We start from the raw sequence: 20,590 nt of genomic DNA, 5'->3' as shown, positions 1-20,590 counted from the left end.
GCGCATGGCCGAACCCGCTCCTCATCTCGTGCTGGGAATCACACCGCCCTGCCACCGGCCCTGAGGTCTCAATATGAGACGATGGGCAGTCCCCAGCGGCTCTTCGACGAGGAGTGCATTTGGGGGTACGGTTCGTAGGCGTTCGCTCCGCACCGAGGCGGAGCGTCGGTTGCGCCGAGGAGGGCACCGCTTGGGCCGCCCACACGCCCCTACGCCAGCGCGACGGATCGAACGGTCCGCCGCGGGCCTTGTGCGCGCTCGTACTTCGTTCCTTGTCGATGACAAGGTCGAAGAAGGAGCAGTGCGCGACACCATCCTGGCGTCGTGGACACGTTCCCGCGAGTGGGACGTGGCCGCCGAGAGCGTGGAACTGTCTTCCGAGTTCTATCCCGAGGCCGACTCGCCCCTGACCAGGGCCGCTGCACCGATCCTGTCCGACGTCGCCGACCAGCTGGCTGGCGAGCCCGTCAGCGTCATCCTCACCGATGCCGACGGGGTCGTACTCGACCGGCGCACGGGTGACTCGGCCCTGCACCAGCACCTCGACAAGGTCTGGCTGGCGCCCGGTTTCAGCTACGCCGAGAAGTTCATCGGCACCAACGGCATCGGCACAGCACTCGAGGGTCGCGGTCCGGTGCAGGTGTTCGGCCACGAGCACTACGTGGAGCACCTCGCCGATCTGGCCTGCGCCGGAGCACCCATCTGGCACCCCGTCAGCGGCAAGCTGCTGGGCGTCGTCGACCTCACCTGCTGGCGTCCCGACGCCGGTCGCTTCATGTCCACGGCCGTCGCCCGGATCGCCCGCCAGATCGAGGGCGCGTTGCTCGACCAGTCCGGCCCGCGTGAGCTCGCGCTGCTGCACGACTACCTGGCCGCCTGCGGCCGCAACCGCGGTGCCGTGTTCGCCATCAGCCCCGGGCTCGTGATGATGAACGACAAGGCCCGCGACCTCATCAACCCCGCTGACCAGGTCACCCTGATCGCGGGCGCCACCGAGGCGATGACCTCCGGGCAGCGGTTGCTGCTCGTCGACCTGCCCAGCGGCGCCGTAGCGCGCGTGCAGGTCCGCCCGAGCTGGAGCGATCGCAGCTCGGTCGGTGGCGTGCTCCACGTGCAGCTCGCCGCTCCTGATCACGCCACCCGTGGCCGGGCGGTCGCGGTCGCGCACCCCGCCGCGCTGCCGGCAGCCGTCGGCTCGAGCGTCCTGTGGGCCAAGTGCTGCCAGGCCGTCGACCGTCACTTCCGCAGCCGCGAATGGCTGGTGCTCGAGGGTGAGCCCGGCACGGGCAAGACCACCCTGGCCAGGGCAACCCACCAGATGCGCACCCCCGCGGGGCACATGCGCCTGCTCGACGCCGACGACTACGGCCCCCGCTGGATCTCCGAGCTCGTCGAGGAGCTGGAGACCGACAACGGCACGCTGGTCATCTCCCACGTCGACCGGCTCTCGGCGGAGGGGATGCAGGCGCTCACCGACGCTCTCGAGCCGCACCGCGACTCCACCGACCCCGGCCGGCCATGGGTCGCCGTCACGGTCGGCACGGGCGGGCTGGCGGGCAGCGATGCCAACGCCGACCTGCTGGAGTTCTTCCCGCGCACGGTCGAGGTGCCGCCGCTGCGCCACCACGTCGAGGACGTCGCCGAGCTCGTCCCGCACATGATCGCCCGGTTGACGCGGGGCTCCGACCTCACGTGCTCGCCGGAGGCGCTGCGCGTGCTCATGCGCAACCGCTGGCCCGGTAACGTCGAGCAGCTCTACCACGTGCTGCGCAAGACGGTGGCCCGCCGACGCGCGGGTGTGCTCACCGCGGCCGACCTGCCGCCGGAGACGCACGCGATCACCCGTCGGGTGCTCACCCCGTTGGAGGCCATCGAGTGCGACGCCATCGTGGGCGCCCTGCTCGACAACAACGGCAACAAGGCAGAGGCCGCCCGCCAGCTGGGGATGTCGCGCGCCACGATCTACCGCAAGATCCGCGGTTACGGCATCGCCACGAGCACGCCCGAGATCAGGTGATCGTCGTCGACGCCCTCTAGGGTCCGACTCATGTTGGACATCCGGGGGATAGCGAAACGGTTCGGCAGGTTGCGGGCGCTCGACGACGTCTCGTTCGCCGTGCGTCCCGGCGAGGTCTTCGGCTTCGTCGGCAGCAACGGCGCCGGCAAGACCACCACCATGCGCATCGTGCTGGGGGTACTGGCGGCGGATGCCGGTGAGGTCCGGTGGCAGGGCGGACCCGTCGATGCGGACGTCCGCAGGCGGATCGGCTACATGCCCGAGGAGCGCGGGCTCTATCCGAAGATGAAGGTCGGCGAGCAGTTGCGCTACCTCGCCCGGCTGCACGGGATGCCGGCCGCGGCCGCAGACACGGCCGTCGAGCAGTGGACCGAGCGGCTCGGCATCTCCGCCCGTGTCGGCGAGGAGGTGCAGAAGCTCTCGCTCGGCAACCAGCAGCGCGTGCAGCTGTGCGCCGCGCTGAGCCACGAACCCCAGGTACTGGTGCTCGACGAGCCGTTCTCCGGGCTGGACCCGACGGCCGTCGAGGTGATGAGCAGCGTGCTGCGCGACAAGGCAGCCGAGGGCGTCCCCGTGATCTTCTCCAGCCACCAGCTCGAGCTGGTGGAACGGCTCTGCGACCGGATCGGCATCATCTCCGCAGGTCGCATGGTGGCCGTCGGCACCGTCGAGGAGCTGCGCTCACGCGATGACGCGGTCGTGCTCGACGTCGACGGTCCGCCCGCGGGCTGGGCCGACGCGCTCACCGGGGTCGAGGTCGTGACCAGCTCCGGCACCGCGACGCAGGTCCGGCTCGTCGCACCGTTCGACGACCAGGTGGTGCTGGCCGCGGCACTCGCAGCCGGACCGGTGCACGAGTTCCGGCGACGGCGTCAACCCCTGACCGAGCTCTACCGACACGTCGTGTCGGACGCCCCGGCTGCGGCCGAGGTGGCGTCATGACCGTCGACGCCCCGCTGACCCCCGCACAAGCCGTGCTGCTGGTGGCCGGCCGCGAGTTCCGCACCCAGGTGCGCTCGCGCAGCTTCGTGATCAGCCTGATCGTCACGCTCGTGCTGTTCGGCGGCATCGGCCTGCTCATCACCATCATCGCCGGTCAGACGTCGAGTCACTCGATCGGGCTCACCACCGCCACCGCGGGCCTGCGCGCCGACCTGGAGCAGGCGGCCACCGCGCAGGACACCGCGCTGGAGTTCCGCACCGTCGACGACGCCGGCGGTCGCGCCGCGCTGGCGGCCGACGACCTCGACACGCTGCTGACCGGCGAACCCGGCGCCTACCAGCTGGTGGCGCGCGACACCGTCGACCCGTCGGTCCAGTCGGTGGTCACCGCGGCGGTGCAGAGCAACACCCTCGCCACCGCGCTGCGCGGCGCGGGCATCGACCCGGCGCAGGTGGCCGCGAAGGCACGGGTGACGACGTCGACCGTGGAACCCGTCGACCCGCACCGTGGTGAGCAGCTCGCACTCGCGATCGTCGGCACGGTGCTGCTGTTCTTCTCGATCTCCGGCTACGGCCAGCTGGTGGCCTCCGGTGTGGTCGAGGAGAAGCAGAGCCGCGTGGTGGAGCTCCTGCTGGCCACCATCAAGCCTTGGCAGCTGCTCGGCGGGAAGATACTGGGGCTCGGCGGGGTCGGGTTGCTGCAACTCGTGATCCTCGGGGTGATCGGCGTGGCCGGCGGCGCCGTCACCGGCCTGCTGACCGTCCCGAGTGCGGCCGCGAGCCTGTTCGCGATGGTGATCGTCTGGTACCTGCTCGGGTTCTTCCTGTTCGCCGCGCTCTACGCGGCGGTGGGGTCGACCGTCTCGCGGCAGGAGGAGCTGAGCACGCTGATCGCGCCGATGATCATGGTGCTGGTGATCCCGTTCGTGCTGGCGGTGAACCTGCTGCCCAGGGATCCGCGCAACGGCTTCGCGGCGGTGCTGTCGTTCATCCCGTTCTTCTCCCAGACGGTGATGCCGGCCCGCTACGCGTTGGGGGTGGCGTCGCTGTGGGAGGTGGCGCTGGCGGCCCTGCTCGAACTCGTCGCCATCGTGGTGGTGGTGCGGCTGGCCGGGCGGATCTACCAGAACTCGATCCTGCGCACCGGGGCCAGGGTGTCGCTGCGGGAGGCGCTGCGGGGGTGATCTACCCCGCTCCCCTGCTCCCCCACATTGCAGGAAAGCCACTTTCCCGCAAGGAGGTTGCGGCAAAGTGGCTTTCCTGCAACGGGGCGAGGGTGGGGCGGCGACGCTAGGAGCGTGGCTGCTTCTTCGGCGTCCACTCCGTGAAACCCGCGGCAGCGGCCTCGGCGGGGGTGCGGAACCACACCTCGGCCTTGGTGCGCCGGTAGTACGGGCTCTCCGGGGTGTGGAACAGCATCGAGTCGGCGTTGCCCTTGATCGTGTACTCCGGGCTCGGCGCGGCCCCGTCGGGACCGGGGATCGCCCCGCCTGCGGGAGCGCGCCGGGACGGCTCGGCGGCCGGGGCCTGCGGTGCAGGGGCCGGGCGCGGACGCGGTGACGGGGCCGGGCGCGGCGCCTGGCCGCCCGGGACCTGGCCATTGGCGGCATGACCGTTGGTGCCCGGCCGGTTGAGCGGCGGCGCCGGCTTCGGCGTGACCTGCTGCGGTGCCGCGTGGCGGGGCGCCGCGGGGCGGCCCGGCGGCATCGCCGTCGGTGGCATCTGGCGCGGCGGGGGCTGGGTCTGCGGGAGCTGGGCGGGTCGCGGCGGCACGGGGCGGGGCGGCGGCGCGGCCGCGGCGGGAGCCGCCGGCTGATCGGGCATCGGCTTTGGGGGGGCCGGCTTGGCGGCCACCGGCTGCGGTGCTGCCGGGGCCGACGCCGTGGGCTTCGGCGCCGCAGGTGGGGCGGCGATCCGGTGCGGCGCGGGCGGGGCCTGCTGCGGCTCCGCGACCGGCGCTGCCGTGGCCGGAGCCTCCTTGACCTGCGCTTCCTTCGCCGGAGCCGCCTTCGCGGGGGCCTGCTGGACCGCGTCCGTGGCCGGGGTGTCCTGGGGTGCAGCTGGCGCGGACGTGGCTCCCTTGGCCGGTGCCGCCTTCGCCGGCACTGCCTTCTCCGGGGCTGCCTTCTCCGGGGCCGCCTTCTCCGGGGCCGCCTTCTCCGGGGCCACCTTCTCCGGGGCCACCTTCTCCGGGGCCGCCTTCTCCGGGGCCACCTTCTCCGGGACCGCCTTCTCCGGGGCCACCTTCTCCGGGGCCGCCTTCGGAGCAGCCGCCTTCGGAGCAGCCGGGGCCGGGGCGGCGGGCTTCTCAGCGGTGGCCGGCGGGGCCGCCGGGGCCGAGACGGGCTTTCCGGCAGGAGGATCTCCCGCTGGAGCAGCCGCGGCAGGGGGCTTCTCCGCCGGAGCGGCCGGAGCCGCCGGAGCAACGGGTGCCGCCGCAGCAGGTGCTGGAACGGCCGCAGCAGGTGCTGGAACGTGAGCAGTGGGCGCGGCAGGCGGCGGGATCAGCCGCGGCTCGGGCCACGGCAGATCCTCGGCGGCACGTCGCGATCGCAGGTACCAGGCGGCTCCGCCCAGCATCGCCAGCAGGACGATCCACCGGCGACGGCGCCGTGGCCTCGATTCCCGCGTCGATTCCTCGGCCATGAGAACCCCTCCCTCGCTGCTGTCGCAGACTAGGGCATCCGATCAGCACGCCTCCACATGGAGCAAGGCCCGCTCATGCACTCGCGCTACGCGCCGCCTTGACCTGCTCGTACCCCTCCAGTGCCACGCGCCGTTCCGCAGCGTGGTCGACCATCGGCTCCGGGTAGCCCTCCGGGACACCGCCGGGCAGCTTCCACGGCTGGTGCACGGCCCTGCCCTCCACTCCACGCAGTTCCGGCACGAACCGTCGTACGTAGGCGCCGTCGGGGTCGAACCGCTCCGCCTGCGTGATCGGGTTGAAGACCCGGAAGTAGGGCGACGCGTCGGTGCCGCTGCCGGCCGTCCACTGCCAGCCGTGCTGGTTGGAGGCGAGGTCGCCGTCCACGAGCAGTTGCATGAAGTGCCGGGCGCCCCACCACCACGGCAGGTGCAGGTCCTTGACGAGGAAGCTCGCGACGATCATCCGCACCCGGTTGTGCATCCATGCCTGTTCCCGGAGCTGGCGCATCCCCGCGTCGACGATCGGGAACCCGGTTCGGCCCTCGCACCACGCGGCGAAGCTCGTCCGCGCAGCGGCACCGGACGCCAGCGGCAACGCGTCGAAGGCGCGGTCGTAGTTGCCACGGGCGGAGTCGGGTCGCTGGTACAGGATGTCGGCGTAGAACTCGCGCCAGGCGAGCTCGGTGCGGTAGGTGTCCACGGCCTGCGAGCGGCGGCCCGACAGGTCGGCGAGCATCGTTCGCGGGTGGATCTGCCCGTACTTCAGGTACGGCGACATCCGCGACGTCCCCGGCTTGTCCGGGCGGTCCCGGTCGCCGGCGTAGTCGTCGAGGACCCCGTCGAGGAACTCCCGCCAGCACCTCAGCGCAGCGGTCTCCCCGGCCTCCGGCAGGTCGGCGGGCACCGCGTCGCCCGCGGGGATCGCGACGCGGTCGAGGCCGTCGGGGTCGATCCAGTCCACGGTGGCGGCGTCCGTCTCGGCGGGTCCGCGCCAGCCGTGCCGGGCCCAGGCACTGCGGAACGGGGTGAAGACGCGGTAGGGCTCGCCGTCTGGTTTGCGCACCCGCCCGGGCGCCACCGCGTACGGCGAACCGGTGGCCACGAGCTCGCGGTCGCCCGACTCCAGCGCCGCGGCGACGGCGCCGTCGCGCTTGCGGCCGTAGGGACCGAAGTCGGCAGCGACGTGCACCGTGGCCGCGTCGACGTCGGCGGCGACCCGCGGCACGACCTCCGCCGGATCGCCCCGCACCACCAGCAGCCGCCCGCCCAGCGCGTCGTCGAGGGCGCGCAGCGAGGCGTAGAGGTAGCTGAGGCGCGCAGCACCTGACGGGCCGAGCAGCGCCGGGTCCAGCACGAACAGCGCCAGCGACGCGGGTGCGGCGTCGGCAGCGGCCAGGAACGTGGGTTGGTCGGCGACGCGCAGATCGCGCCGGAACCAGACCACAGCGGCATCGGGCATGGGGACCGACGCTAGCGTCGGTGAGCCGATCCGGCGCGTTGGGCAGCCATACCGACGTCCAGCGGGGTGACATCGCTGACGTTGAACGTCAGCGATGTCACCCCGCTGGAAGGTGCTCGGTCGGTAGCGCTCACGATCAGGGAGTCAGCGGTCGGCCATCGGGACGTAGGGCCGCTCGGTGGCGCCGACGTAGAGCTGGCGCGGGCGGCCGATCTTGGTGGTGGGGTCGTTGATCATCTCGCGCCACTGGGCGATCCAGCCCGGGAGCCGGCCCAGCGCGAACAGGACGGTGAACATCTTGGTGGGGAAGCCCATCGCCCGGTAGATCACGCCGGTGTAGAAGTCGACGTTCGGGTAGAGCTTGCGCTCGATGAAGTAGTCGTCGGCGAGCGCCTTCTCCTCCAGCGCCTTCGCGATGTCGAGCAGGGGGTCGGTGACACCCAGCTTCGCGAGGATGTCGTCGGCCTTCTGCTTGACGATCTTCGCCCGCGGGTCGTAGTTCTTGTAGACGCGGTGCCCGAAGCCCATGAGCTTCGCGCCGTGCTCCTTGTTCTTGACCCGGTTGACGAACGCCTCGACGTCACCGTTCTCGACGTCGCGAATGCGCGTGAGCATCTCGAGCACGGCCTGGTTGGCACCACCGTGCAGCGGGCCGAACAGGGCGTTGATGCCCGCGGAGATGCTGGCGAAGAGATTGGCGTGCGACGAACCGACCAACCGAACCGTCGACGTGGAGCAGTTCTGCTCGTGGTCGGCGTGCAGGATCAGCAGCGTGTCGAGCGCGCGCACGAACTCGGGGTCCACGTCGTAGGGCTCGGCGGGGAAGCCGAACGTCATGCGCAGGAAGTTCTCCACCAGGCCCAGCGAGTTGTCCGGGTAGAGGAACGGCTGGCCGATCGACTTCTTGTACGCGTACGCGGCGATCGTCGGCAGCTTGGCCAGCAGGCGCACGGTGGACAGCTCGACGGCGTCCTCGTCGAACGGGTCGAGGCTGTCCTGGTAGAAGGTGGACAGCGCGCTGACGGCGCTCGAGAGCACCGGCATCGGGTGCGCGTCGCGGGGGAAGCCGTCGAAGAACCGTTTCAGGTCCTCGTGCAGCAGCGTGTGCCGGCTGATCTTGTTGGTGAACGCCTCGAGCTCACTCGGCGTGGGGAGCTCGCCGTAGATGAGCAGGTAGCTGGTCTCGATGAACGTGGAGCCGGAAGCGAGCTGATCGATCGGATAGCCGCGGTAGCGCAGGATGCCGGCGTCGCCGTCGATGTAGGTGATCGCCGAGGTGCAGGACGCGGTGTTGCCGTAGCCCGAATCGAGGGTGACGAGACCGGTGGTCGGCAGCAGCTTGCTGATGTCGAACCCGGGCGCCCCCTCGGTGGCGTTGCTGATCGCCATCTTGTGTTCGCCGCCGGGGTAGGAAAGTACGGCGGTCGTGTCGTCAGCCATGTGGAGGTTCCCTCACACTCTTGTTTTCCGTGGTTGGGAACAACGCTAGTGCGCAGGGCGGGTTTCGCGCCTGCGCAGGCTGTGTGACGTGGCGCGCGACGGGTGTGGTGATCACCGCTCTCACCCGGATGTGGGTGCCCGGTACCTCCAGAACGCCGGGAACGCGACCACCACGACGGCCGCGAGGACGATCACGATGAAACCGCCGACGGTGGCCGCCGGGCCGGGGCCCCAGCCGGCCGCGGCGGGCCCGTGCCAGAGGTCCGCGAGCCGTGGCCCGCCCGCCACGACGACGAGGAACACGCCCTGCATCCGCCCGCGCATCTCGTCGGTTGCCACCGACTGCAGCATGGAGCTGCGGAACGTCGAGCTGACCATGTCACCGGCGCCGGCGAGCGCGAGGCAGAGCACCGCGAGCCACAGCGAGCTCGTGAGCCCGAACAGCGCCACCCCGATGCCCCACAGGCAGATCGCGGCGGTGACGGCGACGCCCTGGCGCCGGATCCGGGTGAGGCTGCCGGAGAACACCCCGGCTGCGACCATGCCGAGCGGGATGGCGGCGAAGATGATGCCCAGCGCGAACCCGCCACCGGGCGGGTCACCGAACCTGGTCTGGGCGATCTCCGGGAAGACCACGCGGGGCATGCCGAGCATCGCCACGACGTCGATCAGGAACGAGACCAGCAGCACCTTGTGCTGTGAGGCGTAGCGGAACCCGTCGACGACCTCGCGCATCCCCGCGCGCCTGCGCTCCGGCGACGCGTGCGGCGGCACCGGCGGCAGCTTCCAGGTGGCCCACAGCGTGGCCAGCAGCGCGATCGCGTCGATCAGGTACAGCGTGGGCAGGCCCAGCACCGGGATCAGCACGCCGGCCAGCAGCGGTCCGGCGATGGCCCCGACCTGGAACACCGTCATGTTGAGCGCGTTGGCGGCGGGGAGCTCGGCGGCAGGCAGCAGCCGCGGGATCACCGCGTTGCGCGCCGGTTGGTTGATCGCGAGGAAGGCCGTCTGCACGGAGAACAGGCACAGCACGGCCCACACCCCGCCCATCCCGCTCGCGGCGGTGACCCACAGCGCGAGCGAGGACAGCGCGATCCCGCCGCCGGTGAGCAGCAGGACGGTGCGCCGGTCCACCGCGTCGGCGATCGCGCCGCCCCAGAGCCCGAACACGATGAGGGGCACCAGCCCGAACAGCCCCGTCAGCCCGACGTAGGCCGACGATCCGGTGAGCTCGTAGATCTGCGCCGGCACCGCGACGACGGACAGCTGCGCCCCGACGGTGGTGATCACCCCGGCCGTCCAGAGCCTGCGGTACGCGGGGGTGCGCAGCGGGCGGGTGTCGGTCAGGGTGCCCCGGATGGCCCTGGCGATCCGGCGGGTGGGCGATTCTGCGGCCATCGCGACCGTGGTCGGGCCGCCACCGTGGAGCGCAGCGGTGGGCTGCTGCGCCGCGGGCGTCGGACGGGTGGGTGCTTCGGCTCCCGAAGGGATGGGGCGGGTCGGCCCGTCCTGTACGAACGCGTTGGGCCGGGTCGGATCATCGGGAACGGGCGGTGTCACAGATCAGACCTACCACTTCGGCCGGGCCGGAGCAGCTGCGGCAGCCCTCCCGGTAGGCGGATTCTCGATCACGGGGCCAACCGGCGCACCGTCCACGTGCGGTCGATCGCGTTCTGCTCGAAGCGCAGGCGGTCGTGCAGGCGATCGGTGCGGCCCTGCCAGAACTCCACGTGCTCTGGCACGATGCGCCACCCTCCCCAGTGGGCGGGCAGTGGCACGTTCTCGGTGTCGGCGAACCGCTGCGTCACCGCGTCCAGCGCGTCGTCGAGCGCACGGCGGTCGCGCACCACCGCCGACTGCGCCGACGCCCACGCACCCAGCTGCGACCCGCGCGGCCTGCTGTTCCAGTAGGCCCTGGTCTCGGCCGGTGACACGAGCTCGACGCCGCCGCGCAGATGCACCTGCCGGTGCACCAGGTACCAGGGGAAGGTGGCCGACGCGTAGCGCGAGGCTCGCAGGTCACGGCTCTTGGCCGAGGTGAAGTTCGTGAAGAACGCGACGCCGCGGGCGTCGATGCCCTTGCACAGCACGGTGCGCGACGAGGGCCTGCCGTCGTCGTCGGTGGTGGCCAGCACCATCGCGTTGGGCTCGACGACGGTGGCGGCCTCGGCCTCGGCGAACCAGGCCTGCAACTGCTCGTGCCACGTCGGAGCGAGCGCGTCCACGTCGAATCCGGAGGTGCGGTAGTCCACCCGCATCCCCGCCACATGCTGATCCACCAGCGAGTCCTTCCCTGCCCCCGTCGGCGCGACCACGTGCCCGACGATCACGCCGGTGTGGCCGGTGACCGATGCCACCCAGCTGCACCGTTGCCTCACGCGTGCTGCGCGGGCAGGGTGACGCCAACCACGGTAGCCGTCCCGGACGGCCGTGGGCAGCACCCGAGTCGGACAACCGTGTCCGAGGAGGGGGCGACTCCTGGTCAACGATGCCGCACCGGCGTCGACGGCCGGGGCTGCCAAGTCGGGGATCACGATGAGGAGGACGCGGTGTCCACTGCGCCGACCGCTGAGACGGCGCCGACCGCGCCTGCCCAGAACGCCAACGATTCCGTACCGCCGCCACCGCCGGGATTCAAATCCGGCCTCGAAGGACATGTGGCGTTCCGCACGGAGATCGCCGAGCCCGACAAGGACGGCGGCGCGCTGCGCTACCGCGGCGTCGACATCGAGGATCTCGTCGGCAAGGTCACCTTCGGCAACGTCTGGGCCCTGCTCGTCGACGGCCGGTTCGGCCCCGGACTGCCGCCGGCCGAGTCGTTCCCGATCCCGGTGCACACCGGCGACGTCCGGGTGGACGTGCAGGCCGCGCTGGCCATGCTCGCGCCCTACTGGGGCTACCGGCCGCTGCTCGACACCGCCCCCGAGGAGGCCCGCGAGCAGCTCGCGCGCGCCTCGGTGATGGCGCTGTCCTACGTCGCGCAGTCGGCGCGGGGCATCGGCGTCCCGGCCGTCCCGCAGGCACGCATCGACGAGTGCACCACCATCACCGAGCGCTTCATGACGCGCTGGCGCGGCGAGCCCGATCCGGCGCACATCCAGGCGATCGACGCCTACTGGGTCTCCGCCGCCGAGCACGGCATGAACGCCTCCACGTTCACCGCCCGCGTCATCGCCTCCACCGGCGCCGACGTCGCGGCGTCGCTCTCGGGCGCCATCGGCGCGATGTCGGGGCCGCTGCACGGTGGCGCTCCCGCCCGCGTGCTGCCGATGATCGCCGAGGTCGAGCAGAGTGACGACGCCGAGGGCCTGGTCAAGGGCATCCTCGACCGGCACGAGAAGCTCATGGGCTTCGGGCACCGCGTCTACCGCGCCGAGGACCCCCGCGCCCGCGTGCTGCGGCGTACCTGCAAGGAGCTGAACGCACCGCGCTACGAGGTGGCCGCCACCCTGGAGCAGGCGGCGCTGAAGATCCTGCGCGAACGCCGCCCCGACCACCCGATCGAGACCAACGTCGAGTTCTGGGCCGCGGTGATCCTCGACTTCGCCGAGGTGCCCCCGCACATGATGCCGGCGATGTTCACCAGCGCCCGCACGGCAGGCTGGTCGGCCCACATCATGGAGCAGAAGCGGGAGAACAAGCTCGTCCGCCCGTCGGCGCAGTACATCGGCCCGGGCCCCCGCAAGCCCGAGGACGTCGAGGGCTGGAGCGAGATCCGGCACAGCTGACACCACCGCGCCAACCACATGGCCGCCGCGCCGACGTCCTGACGTCGGCGCGGCGGCCATTGTGTTGGCGCCGTCAGGCGAGAGCGGGCCCGGCGGCGGGCACAGCGGTCCGGCGCACCATCAGCGACAGCACGCCGGCAACGACGCAGAGCGCGCCGCCCAGGTACCACGCCAGGTCGTAGGAGCCCAGCTCGTCGCGCACGATCCCGGCGCCCAACGCCATGAGAGCGGCCCCCAGTTGGTGGGAGGCGAAGATCCAGCCGAACACCACCGGTGCCGACGCCCCGAAGTGGGCCCGCGCCAGCGCCATCGTCGGCGGGATCGTGGCCACCCAGTCCAACCCGTAGAAGACGATGAACGCCAGCATGTTGGTCTGGATGTCCGGCCCGAACAGCGACGGCAGCGCGATGAGCGATAGCCCGCGCAGCACGTAGTAGGCCAGCAGCAGCAGGCGCGGATCGATGCGGTCGGTGAGCCAGCCGGACGCGATGGTGCCGGCGATGTCGCACAGCCCCACCACCGCCAGCAGCCCGGCGGCCATCGTCATCGGCATGCCGTGATCGTGCGCAGCTGGGATGAAGTGCGGCTGGATCAGGCCCATCGTCGTGGCGCCGCAGATCATCATGCCGGCCGCGAGGTACCAGAACGGCTTGGTCCGCCATGCCGAGAACAGTGCGCGCATGGCGATGCGGGCGGCGCCCGTACGCACCGGCGCGACGTTGTCGGCCGCGGTGCCGCCGTAGGGCACCACCCCGACGTCGCTCGGGCGGTCGCGCAACAGCCAGACCACGAACGGGGCCACGGCCAGCGCCGCGAACGCGACACCGAGCGCGGCAGGCCGCCACCCGTAGGTCTCGGCGACCTGGGAGATCACGGGCAGGAACACGAGCTGCCCTGCCGCGCCACCCGCCGTCAGCACACCGGAGACGAGCCCGCGCCGCGCCACGAACCAGCGCCCGGTGACGGTGGCGACGAGCGCGAGCGCCATCGACCCGGTACCGAGCCCGACGAGCACACCCCAGCAGAGGATCAGCTGCCAGCTCGCCGTCATGAACACCGTGAGCCCGCTGCCCGCCGACACGACCAGCAACGCGCCGGTGACGACCCTGCGGATGCCGAAGCGCTCCATGAGCGCCGCCGCGAACGGCGACGTCAGGCCGTAGAGCGCCATGTTGACCGCGGCCGCGGCCGAGATCGTGGACACCGACCAGCCGAACTCATGGTGCAGCGGTTCCATCAGCACGCCGGGCACCGACCGGAATCCCGAGGCACCCACCAGTGCCAGGAACGTCACGGCGGCCACCCACCACGCGGGGTGGATGCGCCGCGTGCGCGCGGCCTTCAGCTCAGTCACACCATGCAGCCTCACCCGGCGGCCGTCGCGGAACCAGTGGCCGGACAGCCATCCTGTGAAAGGATCCGGCCATGACGTCGGATCGACACGAGATCGCCGTGCTCGCGATGCCACAGGTCATCGCCTTCGAGTTGGGACTGCCCCACAAGCTGCTGGGCAGCGCCGTCGACGGCGACGGCCGCCCGCTCTACCGCGCGCGCGTCTGCACGCTCGACGGCGGTCCGGTGCGCACGTCCGCGGGGTTCCAGGTCTTGCCCGAGCACGACGCGTCGATCCTCGCGACAGCCGACACGATCGTGATCCCCGGACACTCGGGCGGGCCCGCGGTCGACCACGGCGTGCTCGACCCGGCCGTCGGCGCGGCGCTACGGGGTCGGACCGCCCGCATGATGTCGATCTGCACCGGCGCGTTCGTACTGGCCGCGGCCGGGCTGCTCGACGGCAGGCCGGCCACCACGCACTGGATGCACGCCGAGCGGTTCGCGCGGTTCTTCCCGGCCGTCCACCTGGATCCGGGCGTCCTCTACGTCGACGACGGCGACGTGCTCACCTCCGCGGGCAACGCCGCGGGCATCGACCTGTGCCTGCACCTGATCCGCCGCGACCACGGCGCCGCGGTGGCCAACAGCGTCGCCCGCCGCAGCGTGGTGGCGCCGTGGCGCGTCGGCGGGCAGTCGCAGTTCATGGAGCCGGTGCCCGACCCCGACGGCGCGGGCGTCGCCCCGACGCGCGCGTGGGCACTGGCCCGGCTCGACACCCCCTTGACGCTGGCCGACATGGCCGCGCACGCGGCGATGAGCGTGCGCACGTTCACCCGTCGGTTCCGCGAGGAGACCGGCCAGAGCCCGGCGCGGTGGCTCACCACCCAGCGCGTCGAGCGGGCGCGGCGGCTGCTGGAGACCACCGACCTGCCAGTGGAGCGGGTCGCCACCGACGCGGGCTTCGGCAACACGGTGTCGCTGCGCCAGCACCTGCACGCCGCGATCGGGGTGGCGCCGCTGGCCTACCGCCGCACCTACCGCGGCGCGAGCTGACCGTCGAGAACGACGTTGCCATGATCAACAGGGCCTGTTGATCATGGCAACGTCGTTCTCGACGGGGTCAGGGTGCCGCGCGGGGCCAGTGCGAACGCGCCTGCGTAGAGGACGGCGGCCACGATCAGCAGTCCCGGGAACCCGACGAGCAGGGCCAGGTACTCCAGGCACCCGCCCACCATCGCGCCGAGCAGGTTGGCGCCGAACGCGGCCGTGCCGTCGGCGGTGTCGGTGAACCGCTTCGCGAACACGATGTTGGCCGCGAAGATCGGCAGGAACGCCAGCACGACGGCCACCACACCGCGGAGCAGCAACGGCATGCCCAGCAGCCACGACTCCGGCACCAGCCAGCTCAGCAGCAGCCCGCCGAACAGCACCGCGTACATGATCTTCATCGGGGGCGTGCGGAACCGGCCCGTCACCAGCACGGCGGCGAGCACGGCCACCAGCACGCCGGCGAACACGATCGCGTTGACCACCCACGTGGTGCCGAACAGCAGCGCGAACCCCGCGATGCTCTTCGTCTGCAGCAGCAGGAACCCGGCGCCGAGCAGGAACAGGTCGGCGTAGGGCCGCATCCGCCGGTACGACCCACCGATCCCGCCCCCACCGACGAACGCGACGGCGACGACGCTGACGGCCAGGATCAGCCCGATCGTCACCAGGTAGAGCTCGGGGATGGTGGCCCCGAACAGGTACAGGAACGGCCGCCCGTCGGTGGCCGGTTCCGGCGTGTTCGCCGCGGGCCCGGGCCACGCGGTCGCGCATGTCTGGTCGGCAGCGGTCAACCCGACGGTGATCACGGCCTGCCCCAGCGCTCCCCCGACGACGTCGACGCAGGGCGCGTGCCCGAAGGCGTTCTGCGCGGTGAGCGCGAGCCGGTCGATGAGCCAGGCCTCGCGGTAGTAGTTGTACATCGCGAACGCGCCGCCCGCGTTGAGGTGGGCGCGGGCGGAGTCGAACGCCTGCTGCGTGAACAGGTAGCTCTCCAGCCGCAGCGAGCTCGCGCCCTGCACGAGCGTCAGCGAGTCCGGCAGCGCGAAGAGGATGAGGTCGTAGCGGTTGTCGGTGCGCGACAGGAACGCGCGCCCGTCGTCGACGTGGGTGGTGACGCGCGGGTCGGCGTAGGGCCGGTCGGGGTTCTGGTTGCGGCCGATGGCGAGCAGCCCGGGATCGATCTCCACGGCGTCGACGTGCCGGGCGCCCGCCCGCAGCGCGATCGCGACGTCGGTGCCGCTCCCGGCGCCCACGACCAGCACGTTGCCCAGCGCGTTGTGGGCCGACCGCTCGTACGGCAGCCCGTACTGCGGTTCGGCCCGGATCCGCAGCTCGGCCGGCATGGCCTGCTGGTGCGGCACCCCGTTGGCCGAGATGTCGACGATCGGGTTGCCGTACCAGTCCCGCGTGCTGGTCTGGATCTTGTAGTAGGGCGACCAGCTCGCCCCGGGCGTCTCCGACTCGGTGCGCAACGCCGTCAGCATCAGCGCGGCGGGCGCGACCACCAGCACCGCCGCCAGCACCACCGCCACCGGACGCCTGCCGGGCACCAGCAGCAGCGCGAACGCCAGCGAGACGATCAGGCCCCACCACACCGGCGGCGCGCCCAGGAACGACAGCCCGGTGAACGACGTGATGCCGATCAGGCTCCCGATCAGGTCGAACCTGTAGGCGGCCAAGCGCGGGAGCTGGGCGAAGCAGCGCCCGACGATCTCCCCCGGCCCCGCCATGATCACCGCGGCCGCGGCGAAGACGATCGGCAGCACCACCCACGTCGGCGGGCCGGTGGTGGACAGGCTCGTGAAGTAGATGACCGTGGCGTCCTGCCCCCGGTCGACCGTGACCGGGTAGGTCTCGACGAACAGCACCAGCGCGGCCAGCGCGATCGGCGAGTAGAACGGCTGCACCCGCGCGCGGCTCGACCGCAGGAAGCCCAGCCCGATCCCGAGGAACGAGCCCAGCAGCACGAAGTTCGAGAAGTAGCTCAGGTGCACGACGTTGGAACCGGTCCACCGGATCAGTGCCAGCTCGACGAACAGCATCAGGGCGCTGGCCAGCACCAGCCGCGGCCGCACCCCGAGCAGGACGGACGACGGCGGGATCTCGGCGGTGGGGGCGGCCATGGGCCGGAGCGTACGGAATGTCCGTGTCGCGAGCCGGTTCAGCTCAGCTGACCGGGCTCCCGACCCTCCGCCGCCGCACGGGCGAGGTCGACGTCGAAGCGCTCCTTGCGGATCCGCTGGTCGACGTAGAGCAGGTTGGTCACACCCGACGAGAACGGCATCGTCAGCGTGCCCGAGATGATGCTGGCGATCCCCGAGAGGATCACCGCCGACGTCGACAGCGCGGGCACCGAGACACCGGACGTGACACCGGCCGAGATGGCGACGGTGGCTCCGCCCAGCCCGAACGGCAGCGCGATCACGAACCCGATGATGCCGACGATGATGCCGGTGAGGATCACGATGCCGAAGATCCGCCACCAGCTGCCCTGCACGAGCTCCCGGGAACGGCGCAGTGCCGCCACCACGCCGGCGTGCTCCAGCACGTAGGCAGCCGTGGCCAGGGACAGCGACACGGCCAGGTAGATCACGGCGACGACCGTGGCGATGAACAGCAGCACGGCCAGCAGGATCGTGAACCCGTTCGACCCGCCCACGAACAGCAGGAGCAACCCCACCCCGATACCGACGACAGCGATCACGATGGCGATCAGCCCGACGAGCAGGCTCACCCCGACCAGTCCCGCGATGCGCGCCTTCACCATGCTCCACGCCTGCGGGAACGTGGTGGGCCTGCCGAGCACCGCCCGGCTGAGCACCACGACCAGCAGCCCGCTGGCGACGCTGACGGCCAGCACCGTGATGATCGAGCCCACGAGGCTGACCGCGAGCGACGTGAGGCTCGCGCTCAGCACCGCGGCGACGTCGGTCGGCCGCACGCTCGTCGGGCGCGGGGCGACGAGCTGGATGATCACCTGGATCACCGCGACGATCGTGATGACCACGAACGCCACGCCCAGGGTCGCGGCGGGGTTCATCCGGATGTTGCGGAACGCACCCGAATAGATGTCGCCCAGCTGCAGCGGGCGCAACGGGATCACACCTGGCTGCGGTGGCGCCGCCCCGAAACCCGGGGGCGGGTACCCGGGCGGTCCATAACCCTGCGGCGCCTGGCCATATCCCGGCTGGCCATATCCCGGCCCATATCCCGGCTGCCCATGTCCCGCGGGCGGGAGGTCCGGCCCGGGCTGCTGGGCGTACCCCGGCTGCTGCCCGTACGCCGGCGGCGGGCCCCCATATCCGGGAGTGGTGCCGTATCCGGGTGTGGTGCCGTATCCGGGCGGTGCTGCGTTGGGCGGCTGATCTGCCGCAGCCGGCGGATCCGTGGGATCCGGGCGCTCAGGTTCGCGGCCCTCAGGTGTGTCGGTCATCGTCGTCCCCCAAAGAACGCGCAGTTCACGTCCGGCGCCATCGTGGCACCCTGATCGGTTGCCACCAAGGTCATTCGGGGTCATTTCGGGCGTTTCCCAGGGGAAACCCGGATGCACCGAACGGCGTAGCTCGCGACCCTCAGCGAGTGACGCCACCATTCAAAGAACTGTCCCGGTCCATGCTCTTCGGCGGCAACGCGCCGATCGAAGGCCTCCTCAACGCCATCGCGATGGAACCGTTCCTGACCGGTGAACAACCGTTCGCCCACTCCGTCGACCTCAGCGAGGTCGGGCCCGACGCCGCGCTCAGCCCGCCCGGCTGCCTGCCCTGCTTCACCCATGACAGCGGCGGGCTCCGCTCGCACGTGGCCACCGGCCCTGGCTGGACGCTCGTCGCCATGCGTCGCCGCGCCGGCAGCGCGAGCCTGCGCGTCTGCGCCACCACCGACGAGCGCGCACGCGACGTGCTGGAGCTCGCCTCCCGCACCGCGCAGCGCGGCACCCCGCCGCGCGAGTCGCAGGTGCCGATCGACTTCTGGCACACCGAGGACTGCCGTCCGAGCGGGGTTCGGGTGCCCCGCCACATCGACGTTCCGCCGTGGTCGACGATCCGCCGCAACTACACCGCGTCCGCCGGCGTCGAGCTGGAACGGCTGATGGCGCTGCGCCCCGACGACATCACGGGCCGGCTGCTCCTGCTGCACGGCCCGGCCGGTACCGGCAAGACCACCGCGATCCGCGCGCTCGCCCACGCCTGGCGCGACTGGTGTCGCATCGAGTGCATCCTCGACCCGGAGGCCCTGTTCACCCAGCCCGCCTACCTGACGTCGGTCGCGCTGGGCGAGGGCGGCCCCGGTGACGACCGCACCTGGCGGCTGCTCGTGCTCGAGGACTGCGACGAGCTGGTGCGCGCCGAGGCGAAGCACGACTCGGGACAGGCACTGTCGCGCCTGCTCAACCTCACCGACGGGCTGCTCGGCCAGGGCCTCGACGTGCTCGTCTGCCTCACCACCAACGAGGACGTCGCCCGGCTGCACCCGGCTGTCGTCCGGCCGGGCCGCTGCCTCGCCGAGATCGAGTGCGGACCGCTGACCCCGCTCGCCGCCGCAGCCTGGCTCGGGGTCGATCCGGACACCGCCGACATCGCACCCGAAGGGGTCACGCTCGCGGAGCTCTACCGACAGCGGGCGGGGCGTGTGACGTCGGCCCCGTCGCGATCCGCCGGTTCGCCCGGCTGACAGACTGGTCGGCGTGACCGCCTCGACCCCGAACGACCTGCAGATCCCCGCCGACCTCCGTCCCATCGACGGACGTTTCGGCTGCGGGCCCTCCAAGGTGCGACCGGAACAGCTCGCCGCACTTGCCGCCGCCGGCGCCGTGATGGGCACCTCGCACCGCCAGAAGCCGGTGAAGGCGCTCGTCGGACGCGTTCGCGCGGGGCTGTCGGAGCTGTTCTCGCTGCCGGCGGGCTACGAGGTCGTGCTCGGCAACGGCGGTTCCACCGCGTTCTGGGACGCCGCCGCGTTCGGGCTCGTGCGGGAACGGTCGCTGCACCTGACCTACGGCGAGTTCTCGGCGAAGTTCGCGGAGTCCACCGCGGGCGCACCCTTCCTGGCCGATCCGATCATCGTGAAGGCCGACGCCGGCAGCGCGCCGGAACCCACCAGCGACCCGAGCGCCGACGTGCTCGCGTGGGCCCACAACGAGACCTCCACCGGCGTGTCGGTGCCGGTCGTGCGCCCCGCTGGTACCACGGCCGAGCAGCTCGTGGTGATCGACGCGACGTCGGGCGCGGGCGGGCTGCCCGTCGACGTCAGCAACGCCGACACCTACTACTTCGCCCCCCAGAAGGGCTTCGCCTCCGACGGCGGACTGTGGATCGCGCTCATGAGCCCGGCCGCCCTCGAGCGGGTGGCCGAGCTCGCGGCCTCCGACCGGTGGATCCCGCCGTTCCTGTCGCTGGCCACCGCCGTCGACAACTCCGTGAAGGACCAGACCTACAACACCCCCGCGGTGGGCACGCTCGTGATGCTCGCCGAGCAGGTCGAGTGGATGAACGGCCTCGGCGGTCTGGACGCCTGCGTCGCCCGCACCGCCGACTCGTCCGGCCGGCTCTACGCGTGGGCCGAGAAGAGCGAGTTCGCCACGCCGTTCGTCACCGATCCGGCGCACCGCTCGCAGGTGGTGGGCACCATCGACTTCGCCGATTCGGTGGACGCCGCGGCCGTCGCGAAGACGCTGCGGGCCAACGGCATCGTCGACACCGAGCCCTACCGCAAGCTGGGCCGCAACCAGCTGCGGGTCGGCATGTTCCCGGCCGTCGAGCCGTCGGACGTGCAGGCGCTCACCGCCTGCATCGACTGGGTCGTCGAGCACCAGTCCTGATCCACCGGCCGCCATCGGGCCGCCTGCGGTCCCGGTGGCGGCCGATCAGCACTCCGTAACCACACCAGTAACATCTGTCCCAGCTTTACCAGAACGCGCCGACATGCCACTCTGCGTACATACAGAGGTGCGCTGCGTACGGAATGCCTCGTAGG

General features: G+C 71.7%; 16 protein-coding genes. 8 read left to right on the top strand and 8 right to left on the bottom strand.

Annotated elements, in window-relative coordinates:
- Positions 1–301 precede the first annotated feature (301 nt).
- Genes ACFPFQ_RS43805 through ACFPFQ_RS43795 form a run of 3 tightly spaced genes read left to right on the top strand, consistent with a single transcriptional unit; the run spans position 302 to position 4,143 of the window.
- Positions 302–2,017 carry a sigma-54-dependent Fis family transcriptional regulator gene (locus ACFPFQ_RS43805; protein ID WP_379629191.1) on the top strand — a complete coding sequence of 572 codons (1,716 nt, stop codon included), beginning with the start codon at positions 302–304 and terminating at the stop codon, positions 2,015–2,017.
- Positions 2,018–2,047: 30 nt separating this feature from the next.
- Positions 2,048–2,959 carry an ABC transporter ATP-binding protein gene (locus ACFPFQ_RS43800; RefSeq protein WP_379629190.1) on the top strand — a complete coding sequence of 304 codons (912 nt, stop codon included), beginning with the start codon at positions 2,048–2,050 and terminating at the stop codon, positions 2,957–2,959.
- The gene (locus ACFPFQ_RS43795) at positions 2,956–4,143 is read left to right on the top strand and encodes an ABC transporter permease (protein ID WP_379629189.1); all 1,188 of its coding nucleotides are present in this window, start codon (positions 2,956–2,958) and stop codon (positions 4,141–4,143) included. Before ACFPFQ_RS43800 ends, ACFPFQ_RS43795 begins: the two co-directional genes overlap by 4 nt.
- Positions 4,144–4,249: 106 nt before the next feature.
- On the opposite strand, the gene ACFPFQ_RS43790 is transcribed toward ACFPFQ_RS43795, so the two are convergent.
- Complete coding sequence (locus ACFPFQ_RS43790) at positions 4,250–4,783, bottom strand: hypothetical protein (protein WP_379629188.1); 534 nt, start codon at positions 4,781–4,783, stop codon at positions 4,250–4,252.
- 58 nt (positions 4,784–4,841) lie between these two features.
- Here ACFPFQ_RS43790 and ACFPFQ_RS43785 point away from each other — a divergent pair, with 58 nt between their 5' ends.
- On the top strand, positions 4,842–5,438 hold the full coding sequence (locus tag ACFPFQ_RS43785; RefSeq protein WP_379629295.1) for a pentapeptide repeat-containing protein: 597 nt from the start codon (positions 4,842–4,844) through the stop codon (positions 5,436–5,438).
- Positions 5,439–5,678: 240 nt separating this feature from the next.
- Here ACFPFQ_RS43785 and ACFPFQ_RS43780 read toward each other — a convergent pair whose 3' ends face one another.
- The 4 genes from ACFPFQ_RS43780 to pdxH all read right to left on the bottom strand — a co-directional run bounded on the left by ACFPFQ_RS43780 (position 5,679) and on the right by pdxH (position 10,819).
- The gene (locus ACFPFQ_RS43780; RefSeq protein ID WP_379629187.1) at positions 5,679–7,064 is read right to left on the bottom strand and encodes a cryptochrome/photolyase family protein; all 1,386 of its coding nucleotides are present in this window, start codon (positions 7,062–7,064) and stop codon (positions 5,679–5,681) included.
- A 144-nt stretch (positions 7,065–7,208) separates the two neighbouring features.
- Positions 7,209–8,504, bottom strand: coding sequence for a citrate synthase (locus ACFPFQ_RS43775; protein WP_379629186.1), 1,296 nt, complete (start codon positions 8,502–8,504; stop codon positions 7,209–7,211).
- A 120-nt stretch (positions 8,505–8,624) separates the two neighbouring features.
- Entirely contained in the window at positions 8,625–9,902 is a 1,278-nt protein-coding gene (locus tag ACFPFQ_RS43770; protein WP_379629185.1) for an MFS transporter, read from the bottom strand.
- Between the two features lie 230 nt (positions 9,903–10,132).
- A complete protein-coding gene (gene pdxH / locus ACFPFQ_RS43765) occupies positions 10,133–10,819 on the bottom strand; it encodes a pyridoxamine 5'-phosphate oxidase (protein WP_379629294.1) in 687 nt (228 codons plus the stop codon).
- 234 nt (positions 10,820–11,053) lie between these two features.
- Between pdxH and ACFPFQ_RS43760 the strand changes: the two genes are divergently transcribed.
- The gene (locus ACFPFQ_RS43760) at positions 11,054–12,232 is read left to right on the top strand and encodes a citrate synthase 2 (protein WP_379629184.1); all 1,179 of its coding nucleotides are present in this window, start codon (positions 11,054–11,056) and stop codon (positions 12,230–12,232) included.
- A gap of 73 nt (positions 12,233–12,305) precedes the next feature.
- Here ACFPFQ_RS43760 and ACFPFQ_RS43755 read toward each other — a convergent pair whose 3' ends face one another.
- The gene (locus tag ACFPFQ_RS43755; protein WP_379629183.1) at positions 12,306–13,586 is read right to left on the bottom strand and encodes an MFS transporter; all 1,281 of its coding nucleotides are present in this window, start codon (positions 13,584–13,586) and stop codon (positions 12,306–12,308) included.
- A gap of 71 nt (positions 13,587–13,657) precedes the next feature.
- On the opposite strand from ACFPFQ_RS43755, the gene ACFPFQ_RS43750 reads away from it, so the two are divergent.
- Complete coding sequence (locus ACFPFQ_RS43750; RefSeq protein ID WP_379629182.1) at positions 13,658–14,620, top strand: GlxA family transcriptional regulator; 963 nt, start codon at positions 13,658–13,660, stop codon at positions 14,618–14,620.
- 41 nt (positions 14,621–14,661) lie between these two features.
- Here ACFPFQ_RS43750 and ACFPFQ_RS43745 read toward each other — a convergent pair whose 3' ends face one another.
- Both ACFPFQ_RS43745 and ACFPFQ_RS43740 read right to left on the bottom strand, forming a co-directional pair.
- Positions 14,662–16,740, bottom strand: coding sequence for a spermidine synthase (locus ACFPFQ_RS43745; RefSeq protein WP_379629181.1), 2,079 nt, complete (start codon positions 16,738–16,740; stop codon positions 14,662–14,664).
- 38 nt (positions 16,741–16,778) lie between these two features.
- The gene (locus ACFPFQ_RS43740; protein ID WP_379629180.1) at positions 16,779–17,720 is read right to left on the bottom strand and encodes a hypothetical protein; all 942 of its coding nucleotides are present in this window, start codon (positions 17,718–17,720) and stop codon (positions 16,779–16,781) included.
- A 476-nt stretch (positions 17,721–18,196) separates the two neighbouring features.
- On the opposite strand from ACFPFQ_RS43740, the gene ACFPFQ_RS43735 reads away from it, so the two are divergent.
- Both ACFPFQ_RS43735 and serC read left to right on the top strand, forming a co-directional pair.
- Positions 18,197–19,288: a DUF5925 domain-containing protein gene (locus ACFPFQ_RS43735; protein ID WP_379629179.1), complete on the top strand. Its 1,092-nt coding sequence runs from the start codon at positions 18,197–18,199 to the stop codon at positions 19,286–19,288.
- 13 nt (positions 19,289–19,301) lie between these two features.
- Complete coding sequence (serC, locus tag ACFPFQ_RS43730; RefSeq protein WP_379629178.1) at positions 19,302–20,435, top strand: phosphoserine transaminase; 1,134 nt, start codon at positions 19,302–19,304, stop codon at positions 20,433–20,435.
- Positions 20,436–20,590: the final 155 nt, after the last annotated feature.

The sequence above is a fragment of the Pseudonocardia sp. GCM10023141 genome, assembly GCF_042653605.1.
Note: the sequence above shows the minus strand (reverse complement) of the source record. Positions and strands in the feature narration are given on the sequence as shown.